This is a genomic window from Methylocystis sp. (assembly GCF_051062815.1).
Lineage (GTDB): Bacteria > Pseudomonadota > Alphaproteobacteria > Rhizobiales > Beijerinckiaceae > Methylocystis.
Genome location: NZ_JBPFDU010000076.1, coordinates 1 through 19246 on the forward strand (window position 1 = coordinate 1; position 19246 = coordinate 19246).

The following is a 19246-nucleotide window of genomic DNA, read 5'->3' on the forward strand; positions in this document are numbered from 1 at the left end:
TCGACATAGGCCTCGGCCCATGCGTGGCCGGCGACCTGATCCTCGCCATCGCTGCTAAGGAAATAGCCGCTCACATAGCGCGCCGGCGCGCCGATCCCGCGCGCGCAGGCGATGAAGAGATGCGAAAAATCCTGACAGACGCCCTTGCGATGCTCGAAACATTGCGCCGCCGTCGTCGCCGAATGCGTGGCGGCGGCGTCGAATGTGAGTGACTCGTGAATCGCGCCAAGCAGCGCGTGAAGCTTCGCGAGCGTTCCGCTTTCCTTCGATGTCGTTTCGCGTGCGAAATCGCCGATCGCTGCGCTCGGCGTCGTCAGCGGCGTCTCGCGCATGTAAAGGATCGGTGGAAAGCGCTCGACGGCGCCTGACACGACTCCGGTCATGTCGAAGGTCGTCACCTCTCCTTCGACCACCGTGGAGATCGATTCGATCGGCCCATCGACAGAGAAGCGGTGAAGCGTATTGCCGAACGCATCTTCCGACTGCACCAGTCGGCAATCGCGATCGACGTCGATGCGCCAATCGACGACATGCTGCCCATCGTGATTGCGCGGCGACAGGCGAAGATGCTGCACGGCCGTTCGCGGCGGCTCCGCGTAGCGATAGGTCGTTTCGTGCCGTATGCGGATGCGCATCTGATGTCGCTCAGAAGAGATATTGCTCGGAAATGAGCGCGGCCAGTCGGTTGTTTTCAGTGATGAAGGACTGCACGAATTCGTGCAACCCGCCCTGGAACACGCTCTCCATATTCAGCTTTTCGAGCTTACCATAGACGCTGCGGGCGTGACGCTGCGACACACCCTGGCGCCCGTGGGCGCGGGCAAGATTGTCGAGATTGCGCACGATCGACTCATAGCAGGAAATCAGCGAGCGCGGCATCTCCGGTTTGAGGATCAACAGATCGGCGACGAGCCAAGGCTTCATGCTCGTGCGATAGACCCAATGATAGGCGGTATGCGCCGATACGGCGCGCAGAATGGCCGACCATTGGAAATAGTCGAGCGAACCGCCGACGATCTCCTTCTCGGGCAGCAGCACATGATATTTGACGTCGAGCAGACGCGCCGTGTTGTCGGCGCGTTCGATAAAAAGCCCGACGCGCGAGAACCAATAGGCGTCGTTGCGCAGCATGGTGCGATAGGCGCCGCCGTCATAGGTCAGCGACGTCTGCTTGATGACCTCGAGAAAGCGCGCGAGCTCCTGCGCGCAAGGGACGACGCCGCGCGATTCCAGCGCGCGCATTTCAAGATAGGCGTCGTTGATCGACTCCCACATTTCGATGGTCAACGCCGTGCGCACGGCGCGGGCGTTGGCGCGCGCCTGCTCCAGACAGTTGCGGATCGATCCCGGATTTTCCGGCGCGAAGGTGAGAAATTCGATGACATTGGCTTCATCGACCGGACGTCCGGAGGCGTCGAACGCCAGCGCAGCGCCCGACGACAGCAGCACGCTTTCCCACTCAGTTTCTTCGCCGCCATAGGCCTTCGGCAGCGCGGCGAGGCGTCGCGACGCCTGAATGGCGCGCGCCAGAAAGTCGGCGCGCTCCATGTAGCGGGCGAGCCAGTACAGATTGTCGGCGGTGCGGGAAAGCATCAGCACGTCCGTTTATGAGTCGCTTTGGCGACCATCGGTGGTCGTTGCGGCATATGCGAGCGTCTTATCACGCTTGCCCCATCGGCTCCTCGGCGACCCACGCGTCGTCGATCACCCAGGTGTCCTTGGTGCCGCCGCCCTGGCTTGAATTCACGACGAGCGACTTCTCCGTCATCGCGACCCGGGTCAGGCCGCCCGGCACGACGCGGGCGCCATTGGCCCCCTGCAGCACGAAGGGCCGCAGATCGACATGGCGCGGGGCGACGCCGGTCGCCATGGCGATCGGGCATGTCGAGAGCGCCAGCGTCGGCTGAGCGATGAAATTCTGCGGATGCGCCTTAAGCTTGGCGCGAAATTCCTCGATCTGCGCCCTCGTCGCATGCGGTCCCACGAGCATGCCGTAGCCGCCGGAGCCGTTCACTTCCTTGACGACGAGATCATCGAGATGGTCGAGCACGTAAGCAAGCGCTTCGGTTTCGCGGCAGCGAAAGGTCGGAACATTCTGCAGGAGCGGCGCTTCGCCTAGATAAAACCGAATAATGTCAGGCATGTAAGTGTACATCGCCTTGTCGTCGGCGGCGCCGGCGCCCACTGCATTCGCCAGCGTCACATTGCCTGCATGATAGGCGCCCATCAGCCCGGCGACGCCGAGCGCCGAATCCGGCCGGAAGCACAGCGGGTCGAGGAAGTCGTCGTCAATGCGCCGATAGATGACGTCGACGCGGCGCGGGCCCTCGGTCGTGCGCATATAGACGACGTCGTCGCGAACGAAGAGATCGCGGCCCTCGACAAGCTCGACGCCAAGCTTATCGGCGAGAAACGAGTGTTCGTAGAAGGCTGAATTGTACTGGCCGGGCGTCATCAGGACGATCGTCGGATCGCCGCTGGCGCGCGGCGGCGCGACCGAGCGCAAGGTCGCCAGCAGCTCATCGGGATAGTTTTCGATCGGCGCGACGCGATGCAGCGCGAAGAGCTCCGGGAAAAGCCGCATCATCACTTCGCGGTTCTCGAGCATATAGGAGACGCCAGAAGGCGTCCGAGCATTATCCTCCAGAACGAAGAAGCCCTGATCGTCGGTGCGCACGATGTCGACGCCGGCGATATGCACGTAAATATCGTAGGGCACACGCCGGCCCGCCATATCGGGGCAATAGGCGGGGTTGCGATAGACGAGATCGGCAGGAACGATTCCAGCCCTCAAGATCTCGCCGGCGCCATAGATGTCGGCAAGAAACGCGTTGAGCGCGGCGACGCGCTGGATCAGACCTTTTTCAAGCGTCGTCCATTCGCTGCGCGCGAGTATGCGCGGCAGGATATCGAAGGGGATGAGCCGCTCGGTGGCCTCCTGCGCGCCATAGACCGCGAAGGTGATGCCGATGCGACGAAAAAGCAGCTCCGCCTGCTCGCGCCGCGAGGCCAGGAGTTCGGGCGGGGTTTCCGCGAGCCATTGCGAAAGCTTGCGATAAGGGCCGCGGGTGCGGCCGTCCGCTCCAGCCAGTTCATCGAACTGCGTTATGCGTGAGTCCATTGCAAGAACTCCCTCTGGCGGCCCGCCCTTTGTTTTCCTCGGCTGGCGGCCTTTTTTACAGTTCAAAGCAAGGACTGCGCCAATAGCGGCTGCGAAAATCTGTCACAGAGTTTTACTATTTGGCAAAGGATGATTCGCGCTGCGCTTGGTTCTGGCGCAGCCTTATCGCTATCCAACGGAGACGAAGTCGGCAAGGTTCTTAAGAGCGCATGCAGAGGCCTCGATCCTGCCCGACTTCGAGCGTCGCCGTCCCTCGACATGGAGCGCCGACGAGCGCCGCCGCGCGCTTGGCTTTTGTCGTCTCTCTTGGTTTTGCATTCTGCACGCTGAATGCGAAGGCGGCGCGCTGCGAAGACCGGCCGCCGGTTTTCAGCTGGGTCGGCATGTATATGGGCGCAAGCCTCGGCGGCGCCGTTCCTCTGCACGCTGGCGAGCGGCTGCAGGCGGCGAGCGGCTTCGGCGCGCCCGTCTTCGATCTTTATCCGAGTGGCGTGACGCGCCCAGGCGTCACGGTCGGCGCGCAGGTCGGCTATAATTGGCAGAGTGGCTCTATCGTCTGGGGTTTCGAAACCGATCTCAGCCTTCTCGACGGCAGGCGCGGCCCGCAGGGGCTTTTCCCCGCCTCGCCGGCCTTTGTTCCCGGCCTTCCGGCGTACGCGCTCTCCGCCAATTCGAGCGCCAATTTCTTCGCGAGCATTCGCGGGCGCGTCGGCTACGCATGGGACCGCTCGCTCTTCTATCTGACGGGCGGCGTCGCGGCGGGCGGCGCAAGAGGTCCGGCGACTCTGACGCTCGGCGCGAGCGGGCTCGATACGATTTTCTCTGCGCCATGGTCGCGATCCTCGCGGATGAAATATGCCATCGGTGCCGGCTTCGAATACGCCTTCGCCGACAATTGGTCGGCGCGCGCCGAATATCTCTTCCTCAATCAGTCGCTGAACACACAGGTCTTCGACAATGGCGCCGGCTATTCCTACGCGTCGCGCATGCGCAATGAGAATCATCTGCTGCGATTCGGTCTGAATTATCATTTCGGCGCGAAGAGCGAGATTTCTGGCGAGTTGCACTACGGCCAGCACGCACATAACGGCCAGAATTCGGGCAATGGCGGAAACGCCGACGATCCGGACGCCCCTGAACGCTACAGCGTGCATGCGCAGACGACGAATGTCGTCCAGGCCTATCCGCGGTTTCGCGCGCTCTATGACGGACCCAACAGCTTTCCTTCCGGCGGCAAGGCCAATGTCGGCTCAACCACCAATCTTTTCCTTGGCCTGCGCCTGTGGGAGGGCGGCGCCGTCTACCTCAACCCCGAGATTGACGCCGGCTATGGGCTCGCCAATTCGGTCGGCGCGGCGTCTTACGTCAACGCTGCGGTCGCCAAGGTCGGCCGCGCAGCTCCCTATATGCGCTTCCAGCGTTACTTTCTGCGCCAGATCATCGGATTGAATGGCGGCGAGCGGCAGAGAGACCCTGATGTCGGCGCCCGGAGCGAAGTGCTGGAATCAACGCAAAACCAGATCTCTGGCAAGGTCGACAAGAATCGCATCGTCCTCACGCTTGGAAAATTCGCGGTCGGCGATGTGTTCGACGATAATGTTTACGCGCACGATCCCACGACCGGCTTCCTCAACTTCGCGTTCAACACGATGGGCGCCTTCGACTACGCGGCCGACGCCTGGGGCTACACCTACGGCCTCGCGGCAGAGTGGAAGCAGGACTGGTGGACGGCGCGCGGCGGCGTGTTTCAGCTCTCGACGGTTCCCAACGGCCTCGACATCGAGCCGCAACTCTTCCGCCAGTTCATGGGCGTCGCGGAATTCGAGGCGCGATATGATCTTTTCGATCAGCCCGGCGCGATCAAATTTCTCGTCTATGGCGACAACGGCTATCTAAGCAAAATCGATGACGTCATCCGTTACGCCTATCTCGCCGGCGATTTCCCGCCGCGAGTCGACACCGCGCGAGGGCGCGCCGTCAAAACCGGCGGCGGCATAAACGTCAAGCAGCAGGTCGCGCCGCATCTTGGGTTTTTCCTGCGCGCCAGCATGGCCGACGGGCGCTATGAGACGGTCGATTACACGGATATCGACCGCTCCGTCGCATTCGGCTTCGTCGCCGGCGGCGCGCTCTGGGGATGCGACGACGACGAAATCGGCCTCGCCGGCGCCTTAAGCGGTCTGCATGGCGATCGCGTCCGCTACTTCGAACTTGGCGGAACCAGCGTCTACATCGGCGACGGCGCGCTCTCCTACGCCGGCGAGAAGAACATGGAGGCCTATTACAAGATCGGTTTCGGCAAGAATATCGATGCGACCTTCGATTATCAGCTGCTGGTCAATCCCGCGCATAACAGCGCGCGCGGTCCGGTCAATGTCTTCGGACTGAGATTGCGCGCGGCGTTTTGAAAAAACGCGCCGTCTTCCTTGCGAAGAGCGTCAGCGACGCTTCACTCGCGGTCGCAATGTCGCTTCATGGCGAGATAGTGCGGCAGCTTTTGCTCGAACTCCGGGAAATAGCCAGCGACGACGCTCATGTCGAAGCGCGCGAGAATGCTCTCCTTTGCTTCGCGGTCGAGAAGAAAGCGGAAGGCGGCGTCTATAAATCTTTGCGCATCGGCGCCGCCGCCGAGCCGCAGGAGATCTTTTCGCGAGAGCGTGACGCGATGCTGCGTTTCGCTTCCCTGATCGCGCACCGTCACGTCGAAGACGAGCGGATCGCCGTCTTCGATCATGCGCGCGTCGATGGCGGTCACAGCAGCGCCTCCACATCCTTCGCGATCTGCTCGGGCGTGTCGGTCGGCGCGTAACGCTTCACGACATGCCCCTCGCGGTCGACAAGAAATTTCGTGAAGTTCCATTTGATCGCTTCGGAACCCAGAATTCCCGGCGCCTCGCGCTTGAGCAGGCGATAGAGCGGATGCGCGGTCTCGCCATTGACGTCGATCTTGCCGAACAGTGGAAAGGTGACGTCGTAATTCGCCGAACAGAAGGACGCGATCTCCTTCTCGGAGCCCGGCTCCTGCGCGCCAAACTGATTACAGGGAAAGCCCAAGACGACAAATCCCCGATCGGCGAATTTGCGGTACAGCGCTTCGAGCCCGGCGTATTGCGGCGTGAAGCCGCACCGGCTCGCGACATTGACGACCAGCATGACTTTGCCAGCGTAATCGGCAAGCTTCTTCGGCTGGCCGTCGATCGTTGTCGCTTCGATGTCGAACAGCGTCATGAAACCCTCGCACTGAAAGTTAGCGTGCGCCTCCGGCTAGGCGACCAGCGTTCCCGAAGGCTCGGAGTCGCTTTCTGACGCTTCCTCGAGTCCGTATTCCTTCATCTTCCGATAGAGCGTCGAGCGACCGATTCCCAGTCGCCGCGCAATTTCCGACATCTGGCCGCGGTAATGCGTCAAGGCGAAGCGGATCGTCGCGGTTTCGATGTCCTCGAGCGTACGCATTTCGCCGTTTGATCCAATCAGCGACATCGCATTCGGATCGCGGATTTCGACGCGAATGATCTCGCGTTCGCGCGGCGCAGTCCCGGAGGCGCCCGGCGCAGGCGCGGGCGGCACACGCACTTCATAGCCTTGGACATGGGCGGCGATTTGCGGAAATTCGGCGACCGTCAGCTCGTCGCCGTCGGCGAGCACGACGGCGCGAAAGACGGCGTTCTCCAATTGTCGGACGTTGCCCGGCCAGTCGTAGCTCGTCAGCAGCGATAGCGCTTCCGACGTCACGCCGCGGATATTGCGGCCTTCCTCAGCGGCGAAGCGCGCCGCAAAGCGCCTGGCGAGATCGGCGACGTCCTCGCGGCGACCGCGCAGCGGCGGAATGTTGATCGGGAAGACGTTGAGCCGATAGAAAAGGTCCTCGCGAAACAGCCCGCGTTTGACGAGGTCGATGAGATTTTGATTGGTCGCCGAGATCAGTCGAATATCGACCCGGATCGCGCGCTTCGCGCCGACGGGATCGATTTCGCCTTCCTGCAGCGCGCGCAGCAACTTCACCTGAATGTCGAGCGGCAGTTCGCCGATCTCGTCGAGAAACAGCGTTCCGCCGTTCGCCTCAACGAATTTGCCGCTGTGCTTCTCGGTGGCGCCGGTGAAGGCGCCCTTCTCATGGCCGAAGAGAATCGATTCGACGAGATTGGCCGGCAGCGCGCCGCAGTTGACGGTGACGAAGGGCTTTCCTTTGCGATCCGATGCGCCCTGGATGGCGCGCGCCACGATCTCCTTGCCGACGCCCGACTCGCCTTCGAGAAGCACCGGAATGGAGGAATGCGCCGCGCGCTGGCCGAGCCGGATGACGCGCGCCATGTCGTCGCTGCGCGAGACGAGGTCCTTGAATGTCAGCGCGCCCTGCGCCCGGCGGCTGATGCGGCGCACTTCGTCGGCGAGCGCGTCGGCGGAGAGCGCGTTCTTGATCGAAATTTGCAGGCGTTCCGCGCCGACCGGCTTGACCACAAAGTCATGGGCGCCGGCGCGCATCGCGGAAATGACGGCCTCGATCGACCCATGCGCCGTCTGCACGATCACCGGCGTCACGAGTTTCATGTCGCGCATCCGAGTGAGCACGCCCATGCCGTCGAGGTCGGGCATGACGAGGTCCAGAATGAGCAGCGCTATGGCCTTGGCGCCGGGCTGCGTCAGTCGCGCAATCGCCTGTTCGCCGCTCTCGACGGTCTCGGTCTCGTAACCAAATCGCCGCGTCATAGCTTCCAGCAGACGACGTTGAACGGGATCGTCGTCTGCAATGAGAATGGTCGAGGTCATTTCGTCCCTTGCATTCCGGGATAATCGAGCGGCGAAGTCGCCGCGTCGCGCTTGGGCGCGTCCGGAACCGTCTCGGCGGCTCCTCAATCGTTGCCAAGCATAGTAAAGGCGGGGTTAACCGCGCCAAGACAAAACTTTGTAGCGCCTTCCGACCCTTCGACCAAGACCCCCAGAGGGCGATCCTGGCGATTTGACGGCGAACCGCTGCAAGTTATGGAGATGTCAGCGCCATGGCGACGCCCCAGCCGGCGCGCCAGGAGCCGCGCGGCGGGAGGAAATCTGATGGATCCGCGCAAAATCGCCGGCAAGCTCGTCATCGCCACGCACAATCCCGGGAAGCTTTGGGAACTCAGGCAATTGCTCGAGCCGCATGGCGTCGAGGCGGTTTCCGCGGGAGAACTCGGCCTCGATGAGCCCGAGGAGACCGAACAGAGCTTCGCCGGCAACGCGCTCCTAAAGGCTCGCGCCGCCGCCCTGGCCTCTGGACTACCCGCCTTTGCCGACGATTCCGGTCTTTGCGTCGCGGCGCTCGATGACGCCCCCGGCGTCTATTCGGCGCGCTGGGCGGGGGAGGACCGCGACTTCAAGGCCGCCTGCGCCCGCGTCGAGCGCGAGCTTGAGGCGCGCGGCGCCACGCCGCCCTATCGCGCGCATTTTACCTGCGCGCTCGCCGTCGTCTGGCCGGACGGCCATATCGAGCAGTTCGAGGGCCGCGTCGACGGCGTTCTGGTCTTTCCGCCCAAGGGCGAGAAGGGCTTCGGCTATGATCCGATCTTTCGGCCCGATGGGCTCGACAAGACCTTCGGCGAGATGATGTCGGCGGAAAAACACGCCATGCCCGGCGACGGCTCGCAGGCGCTGTCGCATCGCGCCCGCGCCTTTCAGGCGCTGGCGAAGGCGTGTCTCGACTGAGACCTCCCGGCTCGGGCGCTTGGCGTCAGGCACTTGGCGTAACGCCGCGCTCCAACTACCTTCTCAAAAAAAACCGCCGCTGCGGAAACGCGAGGAAACGCCCCATGACCAAGCATGAAACTTTCGCCGCGCTCAAACCGCCGTTCAAACCGCGCTACGGCAATTTCATTAATGGCGCATGGGCGGACGCGAAATCCGGCCGCGTCTTCGACAATGTCTCGCCGATCACCGGCCAGAAAATTTGCGAGATCGCCCGATCCGACAAGGACGACGTCGAGGCCGCGCTCGACGCGGCGCATGCCGCCAAAGACGCCTGGGGCAAGACGAGCCCGACGCAGCGCGCCATCATCCTCAACCGCATCGCCGACGTGATGGAGGCCAATCTCGAACTCCTCGCCGCCGCCGAAACCTGGGACAATGGCAAGCCGATCCGCGAGACGAGCGCCGCCGACATTCCGCTCGCGATCGATCATTTCCGCTATTTCGCCGGCGCCATTCGCGCCCAGGAAGGCGGCATCTCGGAAATCGACCACGACACCATCGCCTATCATTTCCATGAGCCGCTCGGCGTCGTCGGCCAGATCATCCCCTGGAATTTCCCGATTCTGATGGCGGTTTGGAAGCTTGCGCCGGCGCTCGCCGCCGGCAATTGCGTCGTCATCAAGCCGGCCGAGCAGACGCCCGCGAGCATTCTCGTCTGGGCGGAGCTCGTCGGCGAGCTTCTTCCCAAGGGCGTGCTCAACATCGTCAACGGCTTCGGGCTGGAGGCCGGCAAACCGCTCGCCTCGTCGAACCGGATCGCCAAGATCGCCTTTACCGGCGAGACGACGACCGGCCGGCTCATCATGCAATACGCCAGTCAGAACCTCATTCCGGTAACGCTGGAGCTTGGCGGCAAGTCGCCCAACATCTTCTTCGAGGACGTCGCCCGCGAGGACGACGACTATCTCGACAAGGCGATCGAGGGCTTCGTCATGTTCGCGCTCAATCAGGGCGAGGTCTGCACCTGTCCGAGCCGGGCGCTCGTGCATGAGAAAATCTACGACCGCTTCATGGAGCGCGCCTTAAAACGCGTCGGCGAGATTAAGCAGGGCAATCCGCTCGACCCTGAAACCATGATCGGCGCGCAGGCCTCGTCCGAGCAGCTCGAAAAGATCCTGAGCTATATCGACATCGGCAAGCAGGAGGGCGCGAAGGTGCTCGCCGGCGGCGAACGCAACGCGCTCGCGGGCGAACTCGCCGGCGGCTTCTATGTGAAGCCGACCGTGCTCGAAGGCCATAATCGGATGCGCGTGTTCCAGGAGGAGATCTTCGGTCCCGTCGTGTCGGTGACGACCTTCAAGGACGACGACGAGGCCTTGGCCATCGCCAACGACACGCTCTACGGCCTTGGCGCGGGCGTGTGGAGCCGCGAGGCCAACCGCTGCTATCGCTTCGGCCGCGCCATTCAGGCGGGGCGCGTCTGGGTGAACTGCTATCACGCCTATCCGGCGCACGCCGCTTTCGGCGGCTACAAACAGTCGGGCATCGGCCGCGAGAATCACAGGATGATGCTCGATCACTATCAGCAGACGAAGAACATGCTGGTGAGCTACAGCGAAAAGAAACTGGGGTTCTTTTAGCCCCCTCCCCAACCCTCCCCCGCTTCGCGGGAGAGGGAGCCCGATCCGGGCCAGAATACAAAGCCGCGCAATCTTCGTGGCTTGGGTCCCCTCTCCCGCTTCAGCGGGGGAGGGACAGGGAGGGGGTAAGTGACCACGACCGTCAAAACAGCGAGAGTCATCGCCACGCCCGCGGCGCTTGATCTCATCGCCAGGCTGCGCGGCGAACATGGCGCGGTCCTCTTCCACCAGTCGGGCGGCTGCTGCGACGGCTCGGCGCCCATGTGCTATCCGCAAGGGGAATTCCTGGTCGGCGACGGCGACGTCCTGCTCGGCGAGATCGGCGGCGCGCCCTTCTACATCGGCGCCGCGCAATTCGATTATTGGAAGCACACGCAGCTCGTCATCGACGTCGTGCCGGGCCAAGGCGGCATGTTCTCGCTCGACAATGGCACGGGGCTGCGGTTCCTGACGCGTTCCCGGCTTTTTTCCGACGCCGAATTGGCGCATCTGGCCGCCGCGACGCCGGCCGCCGCTTCGCCAGCTTGAGCGCTGCGCCCGCGGCGCAACGCCTCTGCTCGAGTTCTTGCGTCCCGATGGACGGCGAATGGCGGCGCTCGCGCGGGCTCAGCGTCACGCCCAGCCTGCCGGGGAGTTTAAGGTTGACACTGCGCCGCAGGGGCCGCATATGCCGCTGCATCGGCCGCTTCATCGCGGCCGCCGTCTCTTTGCGAGACGATGGGGGAATGTCCCGAGCGGCAAAGGGGGCGGACTGTAAATCCGCTGGCTAAGCCTTCGTAGGTTCGAGTCCTACTTCCCCCACCACTAAACCTGCTTAATGCTCATATCACACTGAAATAAAAGACGTTTCTTGAAGACAGAATTTTTACTCTGTCCCAAATCTGCGGCTTCCTTGTCCCAAATCCTGCACCAAAAAACCTCCGTGCTGCACACTCGAAAAAATTGAGGGCCGCCACGATAGCAGCCCCCAACGTCTTCGATACCAGCATGAGGGTAAGAGCTACCTCCACGCCTCGGCGATCCAGCCGATGCCGCCCACCACAGCGTTACCGATATTCAACCCAAGCGAAGCGCCTGAGGGAGGCGACTGCATCGACATAGAGTTGATCGGATTTCCCGCCTTCAACTGAATGCCTCTCGTCCTTGTCCGGCACTAGCGACCGAGCCAATAGCTCCGACGCCACACATTCGTTCACCAACCCTTCTCCTGCTTCATCGACTCCCAAACCTCCTGAGGGTCCGCCGCCCCGCTTACGATGTTGGCTCGTGTCAAACCGTCGAGACCGTTGACCCATTTCATTATCTCGTCTTTCGTCCAGCCCTTGGGGCCTTCGTTGATTGGCGTGGACTGGACATCCGCTTGGGCGGACAGGGCAGAACGACCACTGAGCAATAGGTCTAGCTTATGCTCAACCCTCAGCGTTATCTCTTTAAGTTCAGCAACAGCAATAAGTTCACTCATGCTACTAGCTTTAGCCATAACTTTACACTTCTCCTTTTACAAACAGATGATCATAATACTCTTTAACACTAGACAACAGCATCTCATTACGTAGTGTTACTCTAATCATTTTGCCTAGCATTTTATAGACTGAGGTCTGAGGCTTATAGGTATCCTTCACCTTAACCAGTTCCTCATATCGTCTAAACTCTTGATTAGCCCATGATGGCATCTTCTCAACTCTTACCTGATAAACTTCCCTTTCTTGTTCCACCTTAGCCCACCCAGCGACAAGCTGACCAACGACTCGATTGGTAAACCCGTTGCGGACTCTAGGTCCGAAAACCCGATCTTTCCTCCGAGTGTAAAGCTCAGCCGCTAGGTAAAGCTTGATGACCTCCAACGGATCACCCCGGCGCTTATGAAGGAACCACGCCAGAACGACCTCAGCCCTTGTTCGCTGCGTCATGCGCCGGTCAATCTTTCGAGGCGGAATGGCCATGCTAGGGGAAGCTGTGATCCTTCTCGCCGCCGCCCTGAGCCAACCATCAACTGACGAAGGGCCATGCTTCTCCCTCAACCAAGCGAGCATTCGCTCGCCTTCCGCCAGCATCCAGCGCCTTTCCTCTCCTCTTGGCATACGCAAGACCGGGTGGCCCCTGTCTTGGTGAAAGTGCTGATGGGTCTTACAGAAGTTCGAAATACCCCTGCGCCCGGCCTCGCAGCCCGGAACACCACATTTCAGGGTTTCGTTCTGAGCCTGCTGCGCCTTGATGTTGAGCCTTGCCTTCGCTCTCGACGAGTCAGGCTCAACTGTCCAAAAGATTGTCATTCGTCCTTTCTGCAATCTGTAGTAGTGAGATAGCTCATGAAGACGTCTTCGGGCGGCTAGGAAAAGTGGGCACTCAAATGGGCACCCCCTCAAAAACGCCTTTCGACGCCTTCATAACATGCTGATTTTCAATGATAAGTAAGAGTGGGCACTGGGCACCTCCCTAGAGAAGAACCTGTGGTGCCCACCTCTCGTTTAGATATTCCAGATAGCCCTCGGCAGGCTTCGCCTTGCCTGCGTTGAGATAGCCCCTGCCCAGCCGATGCCCACCAAGGCCCAGCCTGAGTTCAGCGGCCTAAATCAGAGCCAACTCAAAGCCCGGTCGACGGCGACCTCAGAAGTCCGACTCCTCATCATCTTCTGCGCCAGACGCTCGCAGGTCAGCCCTATGCAAAGCCGCCTTAACATCCGCTGGCGGGCAGCTAAACATCGCCCGCACCTCGTCAGCCTCGATAAGCTCCTTGTCCAACCCGATGAGGACCTTCTTCCATATCGTCAGCGCATTCAGACCAAACGCCGCCTCAGCATTCCGTTTAGACAGCCGCTTATGCTCTCCCGCCTTTACAATCCTAACGACGCTCGCAAGCTTCTCATCCCGCTCAACCCCGTCAGCAATGGCATACCCAAAGCTCTCCATACTGACGACTCTGCTCGCCGTCTCAGGCGTCCTCTTAGCCCTACTCTTCTCAAAGCTGAGCCTGAACCGAGTAGCCTCACCGTCATCCTCGTCAGCACTAAGCTTACCGAGTTGCACGATGCTGTCATAAATCACAGCGATTGCCGACGACCCTCGATAGGCGAACCCCTCCTTATTGGCGTGGTGAACCACGATTACGGAAATGCCTCGCCTCTTGAGCTTGGAGATGAACCCATTGATCACCCGGAACTGGACCGAGTTATTCTCATCTTCCATCGACTCAGTGAGCGTCGAGAGGTTATCGAAAATAACAAGCTCAACGCCCGCCTTCGCCGCATGACTCCCAATGATCTTGTGATGTTCAGCGTTCGCAAGGTCGACAAACCCGTCATCATCCGGCTGACCCAAGCGAGCAAAGAGCGAGAAGTTCCTCCGCAGCGCCTCAACGTCGAGTCCTTCAATCCACCCGCCATCAAGGATCGTCTTCATGCGCTCCCGCAGATCAGGCGTCGGCATCTCGCCATCAACGAAGAGAACCCTGACAGGCTTTTCAACTCGCCAGTTCAGCCCCTTGATCGCCCCTCCGCCAGCAACCGCCATCGCAATCGTCAACGTGAGAAAGCTTTTGCCCAGCCCCGCAGGCGCATAGATCATCGCCGCATCGCCCACCTTGAACCAAGGCCAGAGCATCGTCTCACGGGGCGGAACATCGGCGTCCAACAACTCGCCGGCACTTGTAAGCCTAAGTTGACGCTTCCTGAACGGCTCAGGGACGTAGCGAGCATCGTCTAGCTGATTGACCCTCTGCCATTCCTGATGCTTCTCATATGCCTCCACAAGCTCAGCATCAGTCCCCAAGAAAGGCACAACATCCTTTCTGTTCAGTCCCTTAGTCTCTTGTCTTACTTCCCTGAGCGTCTTGTTGAACTCATTAGCGGCATCGCCGCCTTTGGAGCGGGCAGCACCGCCGACCATGGTAGCAGCGGCGTCACCCTTGATAAGCGGCTCGCAAAGCCCTTCTTCTCTCGCAGGAAGCTCAGGCGCTACACACTCAGTTACGGGTTTAACCTCTTTATATTCAGTCACTTATCTTCTCTTCTTTCTTCTCGTTCTTGTGTTCGAGCAGACCTCGGTCTGCGACCTCTACTGTCCTATCCTGCTTATTAACTTTCTGTAACGCAGCAGACAAAAGCAAACATAAACAGTAGCTTATGGATAGATGCACTTCACTCACTTATCTACTCACTTGCGTTCGCTAACGCTTACCAAGCTACCGAAATCCATAGGTGCTTGTTCAATCAAGAGTTCCAGCACGGACGACCTTGAGAACTTAGCTGCTTTACCCCCGGTAAATGCCTTAGCCTGCTTAGTATACTCTCTAGCTAACAGGTCCATCTTCTCAACAACACTAGGCTTAATCCTCGTCGTAAGAAAACCTGACTTAGTTTCCTTAGTTAGCTCCCGCAATGTTATAGGAAGATTATTGTCTTCATTGCCAGTCATTACCTATACATACCCTTTCTTTGTTGTAACATATACATACTATTTATTAGCTGTCTTGCCTCTGATTTAGCGTCTTCCAGTGCGACCTATAAGGTCGCTCGACCGCTTCCCGCCTCTACAAAAGGAAGACTTCAAGGTGGCGGGAGCCACTAACAGCGACTCGGATAAGCTGTGTTATCACTGCGTGTTATTCTTATGTGCAACCAAATCAATCTTGCTTCGCTGTCAGGCACTTTCCTACCTGTTAGCGGCCTCACCGCCTTGAGAGCGCCAGCGAGCGCCTTGAGAGCTTCCCTCCCCAGAACCTCCTCAGCGCGTAGCGCCATACCGCCTCACACTCATGGCCAACCAATGCGAACCTCTAGGCGAGCGGATGCCCCGCTCCTTAAGCGCCTGTAGGGCCTCATCATGGCCAACAAGGATGCATCTTTTCTCGGAGAGCGGGGGCGTAGTAGCGTCGTCTCCGGCCCCAAACGCTATGCTTGGGCTTGGGCTAGCATCCGATAGACGCTCGCCCTGCCTATCCCCAACTCACTGGCAATCTCAGTCGCCCCTTTGCCCTGTGCCTTAAGCTTACGGATGACCTCAGCATCGATGCTAGGTGGCCTACCCTTGTAGACGCCCTTAGCCTTCGCCTTAGCAATTCCCTCAAGCTGCCTCTCCTTCCTGAGGTTAGTCTCAAACTCAGCGAACACCCCCAGCATCCCAAGGAAGGCTTTTCCACTGGCGGTAGACGTGTCGATGTTGGCGTTAAGAACTTGAAGACTGGCCCCTCGCTTCTCCAAGGTCTTGACGATCTGATCTAGGTCGCCGACCGAGCGAGCGAGTCGGTCAAGCTTAGCTACAACCAGAGCGTCACCCTTTCGGATGAACTCAAGGACCGTTGCAAGCTCTGTCCTGCCATCTGTTGACGTTCCAGATTTTTTCTCAGCCCTGATAACGTCACAACCCGCCCTCCTAAGGGCCTCTTGCTGGACCTCAAGGTCTTGATCGTGAGTGCTGACTCTGGCGTATCCTATTCTCGACATGAGCGGCCTCTGTCTCGTTTGGGTCTAAACCCGCCCTGAATGCCGTCTCAGAAACCGAAAGTCAATCCAATTAAGACACCAAAGGTGTCTCACGCCAGCGCCTCGTTAGGGTTTACCCATGCAAGGCGATTGATCGACACAGGCGGGCAAGTTTTTATGGTGAGGTTGAGCAGAAGGCACAGAGGGGTAACTCGCAATGCCGTTTGATCCAAAACAGCATATCCAGCCCTGCATTTTGTGCGAGTCCGCCTCCAATTGGTCTCAATACGGTTGCGATACTGAGATTGTAAGGTGCAGCCTTTGTGGGGAATTCCAAGTTTCGATTTCAGCGGCGAGTGATTTCAACTTACCGCTCAGAAAGCAGAAGGAAATCGCTCTTGCGCGCTATCTGCTCCGAAGGATGCAGAGACAGGAGAGCCACCCTCTCCTTGATGCATCCTTCTTCCAGGCCCTGAGAGAGCGGCACCTACCTAGTCCAGCCGAAGCCTGTGATAATGCAATCAAATGGTTTGCCGAGAAAGGTGACTATAGGCCGGGTCCTATCATCACTTGCACTCCGTCGGACGAAAGGGTGTGGGCGGAAGTCGGAGTGTTGGATAAAAGTGACTTGGAGTGGGTCTTAGCGAGCCTTGTAAATCAAGACCTACTGCAAGACCGTGGAAGCAGCCTCCAATCATTCCGGGGCAACCTGACCGCTCTGGGATGGGAACGCTTCGAGGAGCTACAACGCGCTCACGTCTCATCGAATTACGCTTTCTTTGCACGGCAGTTCAAGAACGCTGACCTTGATAAAGTTTACGAGAGTTGCTTGCGACCTGCCGTTCAACAGACCGGTTTCGATTTACGAACAGTGCCTCAACGGGCCGGCCCTATCGATGCGATCATCGAAGACGACATACGTCGCTGTAAGTTCCTTATTGCAGACCTCTCAGACGATAACGCTGGCGCGTATTGGGAGGCGGGCTTCGCAGAAGGGCTTGGAAAGCCGGTTATCTACCTCTGCCGGAAAACCGTCGATGGCAAAGAAAAGAAAACTCACTTTGACACTGACCATCGCCACACAGTCCGATGGGATTTGTCCTCGCTCGACGAAACAGCGCAGCAGTTGAAGGCAGTCATTCGGAACTCGCTTTTGGGAGATGCGAAGCAAGACGATTAACTGCTCAAAGGCGTGAACAAAGCCCTCGACGGCCTAGAGGAACAAACCACGAATTGTTATCCTCTGTTTCAAAGCTAACGATTCGGAGTTTCCAATGCCTAACATCAGAGTCGCACATCTCCGGCAGCAAGGGCAGGACATGGTCATTGTCCCGCTCGATCGGACGTTCGGTCACAAGTCTGAGCGTGAGCAAAGCGAGGTAGTCAATGAGCTACAAATGCGTTCGGCTTCCGCTGGTCTCAGAGGCACCGTTGTCCCTGTGTGGGATAGCAGCGGCAGGATGGCGTTCATTGCTCCCCAGCCTTGGCACCCATTCTTCCGGAGCCTTTCGCTCACACAGGTCCACGCCAACCTAAATAAAGAACTACGCTGGTAATGACTTCGGGCTGAGGGGCATGTGTCTCTCGGCCCTGTCTCGGCACTAACCAAAGTGAGAGGCCATCCCGTCCACAGGGAAAACAGACCGGGCCTCCTAGAGGGGGAAAAATCGCCGAAGAGGAATAGCGATACCCGCTAACAAGTTTCCGAAATTTTTTAAAGCTGACTCCGAAGAGCTGGCCTCCCCGAGCGCATTCCCCACGCATCATGCGTTTTCAGACTCCCAACGGAACCGCTCGATTCCCAAGGCGCTCACATAGAGGGGTGCAAGGTCGAGCACGATATCCCGATAATCTATCTTCACTGCTTGTGGACCAAAGGCGTATGCAGCAACCGCATACGGAGCAAAGAGGAGCCTTATTCCATCATCTAGAAATACGAAGTTTCTAAAATCGTCCCAATCCTTAGTGCCTTCATTGACACATTCTGCCTCCAAGCCACACCTTTCCTCGCCATCATCACCGAATCGTTTCTCAAGCAACTGCTTACGAGAAATAGATTGTAGCTTCACCAAAGCCTGGTCAGGGTCTTTGAAAACCTGTGCCAGTGAACGTACGCAGATAACCGGCTCCATTAGAAAGCAGAAAGTCAGGTATGAAGAGTTTGGATGAGCTGCGCCCGCACCATAGGTGTAAATTCCATATTGTAGGGTGATCACTTTGCCGACAATCACCGGATCATCGCACCTAGCCTCGTAGCTGTTAGTTCGGCTCCATTTTTCCTGGCCAAAGTTGCAAAAATTGTTAGGCGATTCCAACATGACCTCACGCTGTTCCATGACATGGGACGTTAGGATGCCTCGTATGACTGTCGTGATTTCTGAGATGGCGGGGTATTCGCTAGATGACAGAGTGAGAAGCTGATATTCGGCTTCATACCCAGGCGCGCCATTCCACGTTTCACGATGCACAGTGGAAAACCACCTTACCTTTGAGCCTTCTTGAACTTCTTGCTGATGTTCCCCGAGCCGCGTGAGCTGGTGACGAATAGCGTCCTCAATTTGGCCGGCGCAATCACTGAGGCTTACGCGGGTAAAATGCAGACCCTCCAGCTGCTCTGGGACTTGAACATTGTCATCAAGCAGAACGGGAATCGCATAAATGTCATCGATTAGTTTTTCTTCGATCTTCGCCAGCGCAAGTTTCATCTCCTTCTGCACGTAGCCCCTTCGGTCAACGGAGTTAGCGGAAATGAAAATGAGAACTAGCGTTGCTTTGTTCAGGGCTCTCTTGATCTCGAAGTCCCAATTCTGCCCTGGCTTGATGCGTCGACAGTCAATCCAGACGTTGAAGCCTTTATCAGTAAGGTAGTCGTAGAAGGGGACCACTCGGTCTCCGTCTGGCGATGCGTAGCTTATGAAAATTAAAGGCGCTTCGGCTTCCATAGCTTCGTGCGGTCCCCCTATGGCGTTGCTCAACGTTTTCTGGAAACGTGCGGCCCAAGAGGGTTGATGCCGAATCCTTCAAATATTTTGCTCATCTCAGGCTCTCCAAACGTCGCCTTATATTCCTCCCCGTCATAGAGCGCAGTAAGAGAGATTATTCCCCATTCCAGCATGAAATCTTTAGCCGACAACCCTTGCGGAGGTGAGAATTCGGCTCTCAGCGTAATGATGGCACCGGGAGGTATGGGGTTTAACTCGCTAGGCGTAATCCAACCGTCAGCCCCAGCATTAGCTTTCATTCTTGTTATCTGCCCAGTCTTTCGTAAGCCTCCGCCGAGGGCCGTCTGGCGATTGGGGCTGACGGCGGCGATAGTCGTGCGCGTGGCGCGGGGATCGTGTCCACTATCGATGATGGACACTATCTCCGATGACCGAGGCGGAAAAAGACGAGGCTGCGGGTTC

17 protein-coding genes and 1 tRNA gene are annotated in these 19246 nt (G+C 58.8%); 6 read left to right on the forward strand and 12 right to left on the reverse strand.

Annotated elements, in window-relative coordinates; translation table 11 throughout:
- The 3 genes from ACR65W_RS14400 to ACR65W_RS14410 all read right to left on the reverse strand — a co-directional run.
- The coding region (locus ACR65W_RS14400; RefSeq protein ID WP_434502736.1) for a transglutaminase family protein at window positions 1-635 on the reverse strand (635 nt) is incomplete at its 3' end.
- Window positions 636-645: 10 nt separating this feature from the next.
- A complete protein-coding gene (locus ACR65W_RS14405; protein ID WP_434502739.1) occupies window positions 646-1593 on the reverse strand; it encodes an alpha-E domain-containing protein in 948 nt (315 codons plus the stop codon).
- Between the two features lie 67 nt (window positions 1594-1660).
- The gene (locus ACR65W_RS14410; protein WP_434502741.1) at window positions 1661-3121 is read right to left on the reverse strand and encodes a circularly permuted type 2 ATP-grasp protein; all 1461 of its coding nucleotides are present in this window, start codon (window positions 3119-3121) and stop codon (window positions 1661-1663) included.
- A gap of 209 nt (window positions 3122-3330) precedes the next feature.
- Here ACR65W_RS14410 and ACR65W_RS14415 point away from each other — a divergent pair, with 209 nt between their 5' ends.
- The gene (locus ACR65W_RS14415; protein WP_434502743.1) at window positions 3331-5529 is read left to right on the forward strand and encodes a carbohydrate porin; all 2199 of its coding nucleotides are present in this window, start codon (window positions 3331-3333) and stop codon (window positions 5527-5529) included.
- A 41-nt stretch (window positions 5530-5570) separates the two neighbouring features.
- On the opposite strand, the gene ACR65W_RS14420 is transcribed toward ACR65W_RS14415, so the two are convergent.
- From ACR65W_RS14420 to ACR65W_RS14430, 3 genes are read right to left on the reverse strand one after another with little or no spacing between them, the layout of a single operon-like run.
- Window positions 5571-5876, reverse strand: coding sequence for a hypothetical protein (locus ACR65W_RS14420; protein ID WP_434502745.1), 306 nt, complete (start codon window positions 5874-5876; stop codon window positions 5571-5573).
- The gene (locus ACR65W_RS14425) at window positions 5873-6349 is read right to left on the reverse strand and encodes a glutathione peroxidase (protein WP_434502747.1); all 477 of its coding nucleotides are present in this window, start codon (window positions 6347-6349) and stop codon (window positions 5873-5875) included. The genes ACR65W_RS14420 and ACR65W_RS14425 overlap by 4 nt, the downstream gene beginning before the upstream one ends.
- A gap of 36 nt (window positions 6350-6385) precedes the next feature.
- On the reverse strand, window positions 6386-7888 hold the full coding sequence (locus ACR65W_RS14430) for a sigma-54-dependent transcriptional regulator (protein ID WP_434502749.1): 1503 nt from the start codon (window positions 7886-7888) through the stop codon (window positions 6386-6388).
- Window positions 7889-8170: 282 nt separating this feature from the next.
- Between ACR65W_RS14430 and rdgB the strand changes: the two genes are divergently transcribed.
- From rdgB to ACR65W_RS14450, 4 genes are all read left to right on the forward strand, one after another.
- Window positions 8171-8800 (forward strand): RdgB/HAM1 family non-canonical purine NTP pyrophosphatase, encoded by a 630-nt coding sequence (gene rdgB / locus ACR65W_RS14435; RefSeq protein ID WP_434502751.1) that lies wholly within the window; start codon window positions 8171-8173, stop codon window positions 8798-8800.
- A gap of 104 nt (window positions 8801-8904) precedes the next feature.
- Entirely contained in the window at window positions 8905-10422 is a 1518-nt protein-coding gene (gene adh / locus ACR65W_RS14440; protein ID WP_434502753.1) for an aldehyde dehydrogenase, read from the forward strand.
- A gap of 129 nt (window positions 10423-10551) precedes the next feature.
- A complete protein-coding gene (locus tag ACR65W_RS14445) occupies window positions 10552-10950 on the forward strand; it encodes a DUF779 domain-containing protein (RefSeq protein WP_434502755.1) in 399 nt (132 codons plus the stop codon).
- Between the two features lie 191 nt (window positions 10951-11141).
- Window positions 11142-11226, forward strand: a tRNA-Tyr gene (locus ACR65W_RS14450).
- Between the two features lie 388 nt (window positions 11227-11614).
- On the opposite strand, the gene ACR65W_RS14455 is transcribed toward ACR65W_RS14450, so the two are convergent.
- The 4 genes from ACR65W_RS14455 to ACR65W_RS14470 form a co-directional block, all read right to left on the reverse strand.
- Window positions 11615-11884 (reverse strand): hypothetical protein, encoded by a 270-nt coding sequence (locus tag ACR65W_RS14455; RefSeq protein ID WP_434502757.1) that lies wholly within the window; start codon window positions 11882-11884, stop codon window positions 11615-11617.
- A gap of 22 nt (window positions 11885-11906) precedes the next feature.
- The gene (locus tag ACR65W_RS14460; RefSeq protein WP_434502759.1) at window positions 11907-12695 is read right to left on the reverse strand and encodes a hypothetical protein; all 789 of its coding nucleotides are present in this window, start codon (window positions 12693-12695) and stop codon (window positions 11907-11909) included.
- A gap of 334 nt (window positions 12696-13029) precedes the next feature.
- Window positions 13030-14418, reverse strand: coding sequence for an AAA family ATPase (locus ACR65W_RS14465; RefSeq protein WP_434502761.1), 1389 nt, complete (start codon window positions 14416-14418; stop codon window positions 13030-13032).
- Between the two features lie 893 nt (window positions 14419-15311).
- Entirely contained in the window at window positions 15312-15863 is a 552-nt protein-coding gene (locus tag ACR65W_RS14470) for a recombinase family protein (protein WP_434502763.1), read from the reverse strand.
- Window positions 15864-16452: 589 nt separating this feature from the next.
- Here ACR65W_RS14470 and ACR65W_RS14475 point away from each other — a divergent pair.
- Window positions 16453-17022, forward strand: a complete 570-nt coding sequence (locus ACR65W_RS14475; RefSeq protein WP_434502765.1) for a hypothetical protein — start codon at window positions 16453-16455, stop codon at window positions 17020-17022.
- Window positions 17023-17605: 583 nt separating this feature from the next.
- Here ACR65W_RS14475 and ACR65W_RS14480 read toward each other — a convergent pair.
- Window positions 17606-18784, reverse strand: coding sequence for a TIR domain-containing protein (locus tag ACR65W_RS14480; protein ID WP_434502767.1), 1179 nt, complete (start codon window positions 18782-18784; stop codon window positions 17606-17608).
- A gap of 29 nt (window positions 18785-18813) precedes the next feature.
- The coding region (locus ACR65W_RS14485) for a hypothetical protein (protein ID WP_434502769.1) at window positions 18814-19246 on the reverse strand (433 nt) is incomplete at its 5' end.

What these genes read in the sequence shown, in the direction of transcription:
- ACR65W_RS14405 (WP_434502739.1), bottom strand. Translation starts at nt 1,593, where the DNA reads ATGCTTTCCCGCACCGCCGACAATCTGTACTGGCTCGCCCGCTACATG.
- ACR65W_RS14410 (WP_434502741.1), bottom strand. Translation starts at nt 3,121, where the DNA reads ATGGACTCACGCATAACGCAGTTCGATGAACTGGCTGGAGCGGACGGC.
- ACR65W_RS14415 (WP_434502743.1), top strand. Translation starts at nt 3,331, where the DNA reads ATGCAGAGGCCTCGATCCTGCCCGACTTCGAGCGTCGCCGTCCCTCGA.
- ACR65W_RS14425 (WP_434502747.1), bottom strand. Translation starts at nt 6,349, where the DNA reads ATGACGCTGTTCGACATCGAAGCGACAACGATCGACGGCCAGCCGAAG.
- ACR65W_RS14430 (WP_434502749.1), bottom strand. Translation starts at nt 7,888, where the DNA reads ATGACCTCGACCATTCTCATTGCAGACGACGATCCCGTTCAACGTCGT.
- rdgB (WP_434502751.1), top strand. Translation starts at nt 8,171, where the DNA reads ATGGATCCGCGCAAAATCGCCGGCAAGCTCGTCATCGCCACGCACAAT.
- adh (WP_434502753.1), top strand. Translation starts at nt 8,905, where the DNA reads ATGACCAAGCATGAAACTTTCGCCGCGCTCAAACCGCCGTTCAAACCG.
- ACR65W_RS14455 (WP_434502757.1), bottom strand. Translation starts at nt 11,884, where the DNA reads ATGAGTGAACTTATTGCTGTTGCTGAACTTAAAGAGATAACGCTGAGG.
- ACR65W_RS14460 (WP_434502759.1), bottom strand. Translation starts at nt 12,695, where the DNA reads ATGACAATCTTTTGGACAGTTGAGCCTGACTCGTCGAGAGCGAAGGCA.
- ACR65W_RS14470 (WP_434502763.1), bottom strand. Translation starts at nt 15,863, where the DNA reads ATGTCGAGAATAGGATACGCCAGAGTCAGCACTCACGATCAAGACCTT.
- ACR65W_RS14480 (WP_434502767.1), bottom strand. Translation starts at nt 18,784, where the DNA reads ATGGAAGCCGAAGCGCCTTTAATTTTCATAAGCTACGCATCGCCAGAC.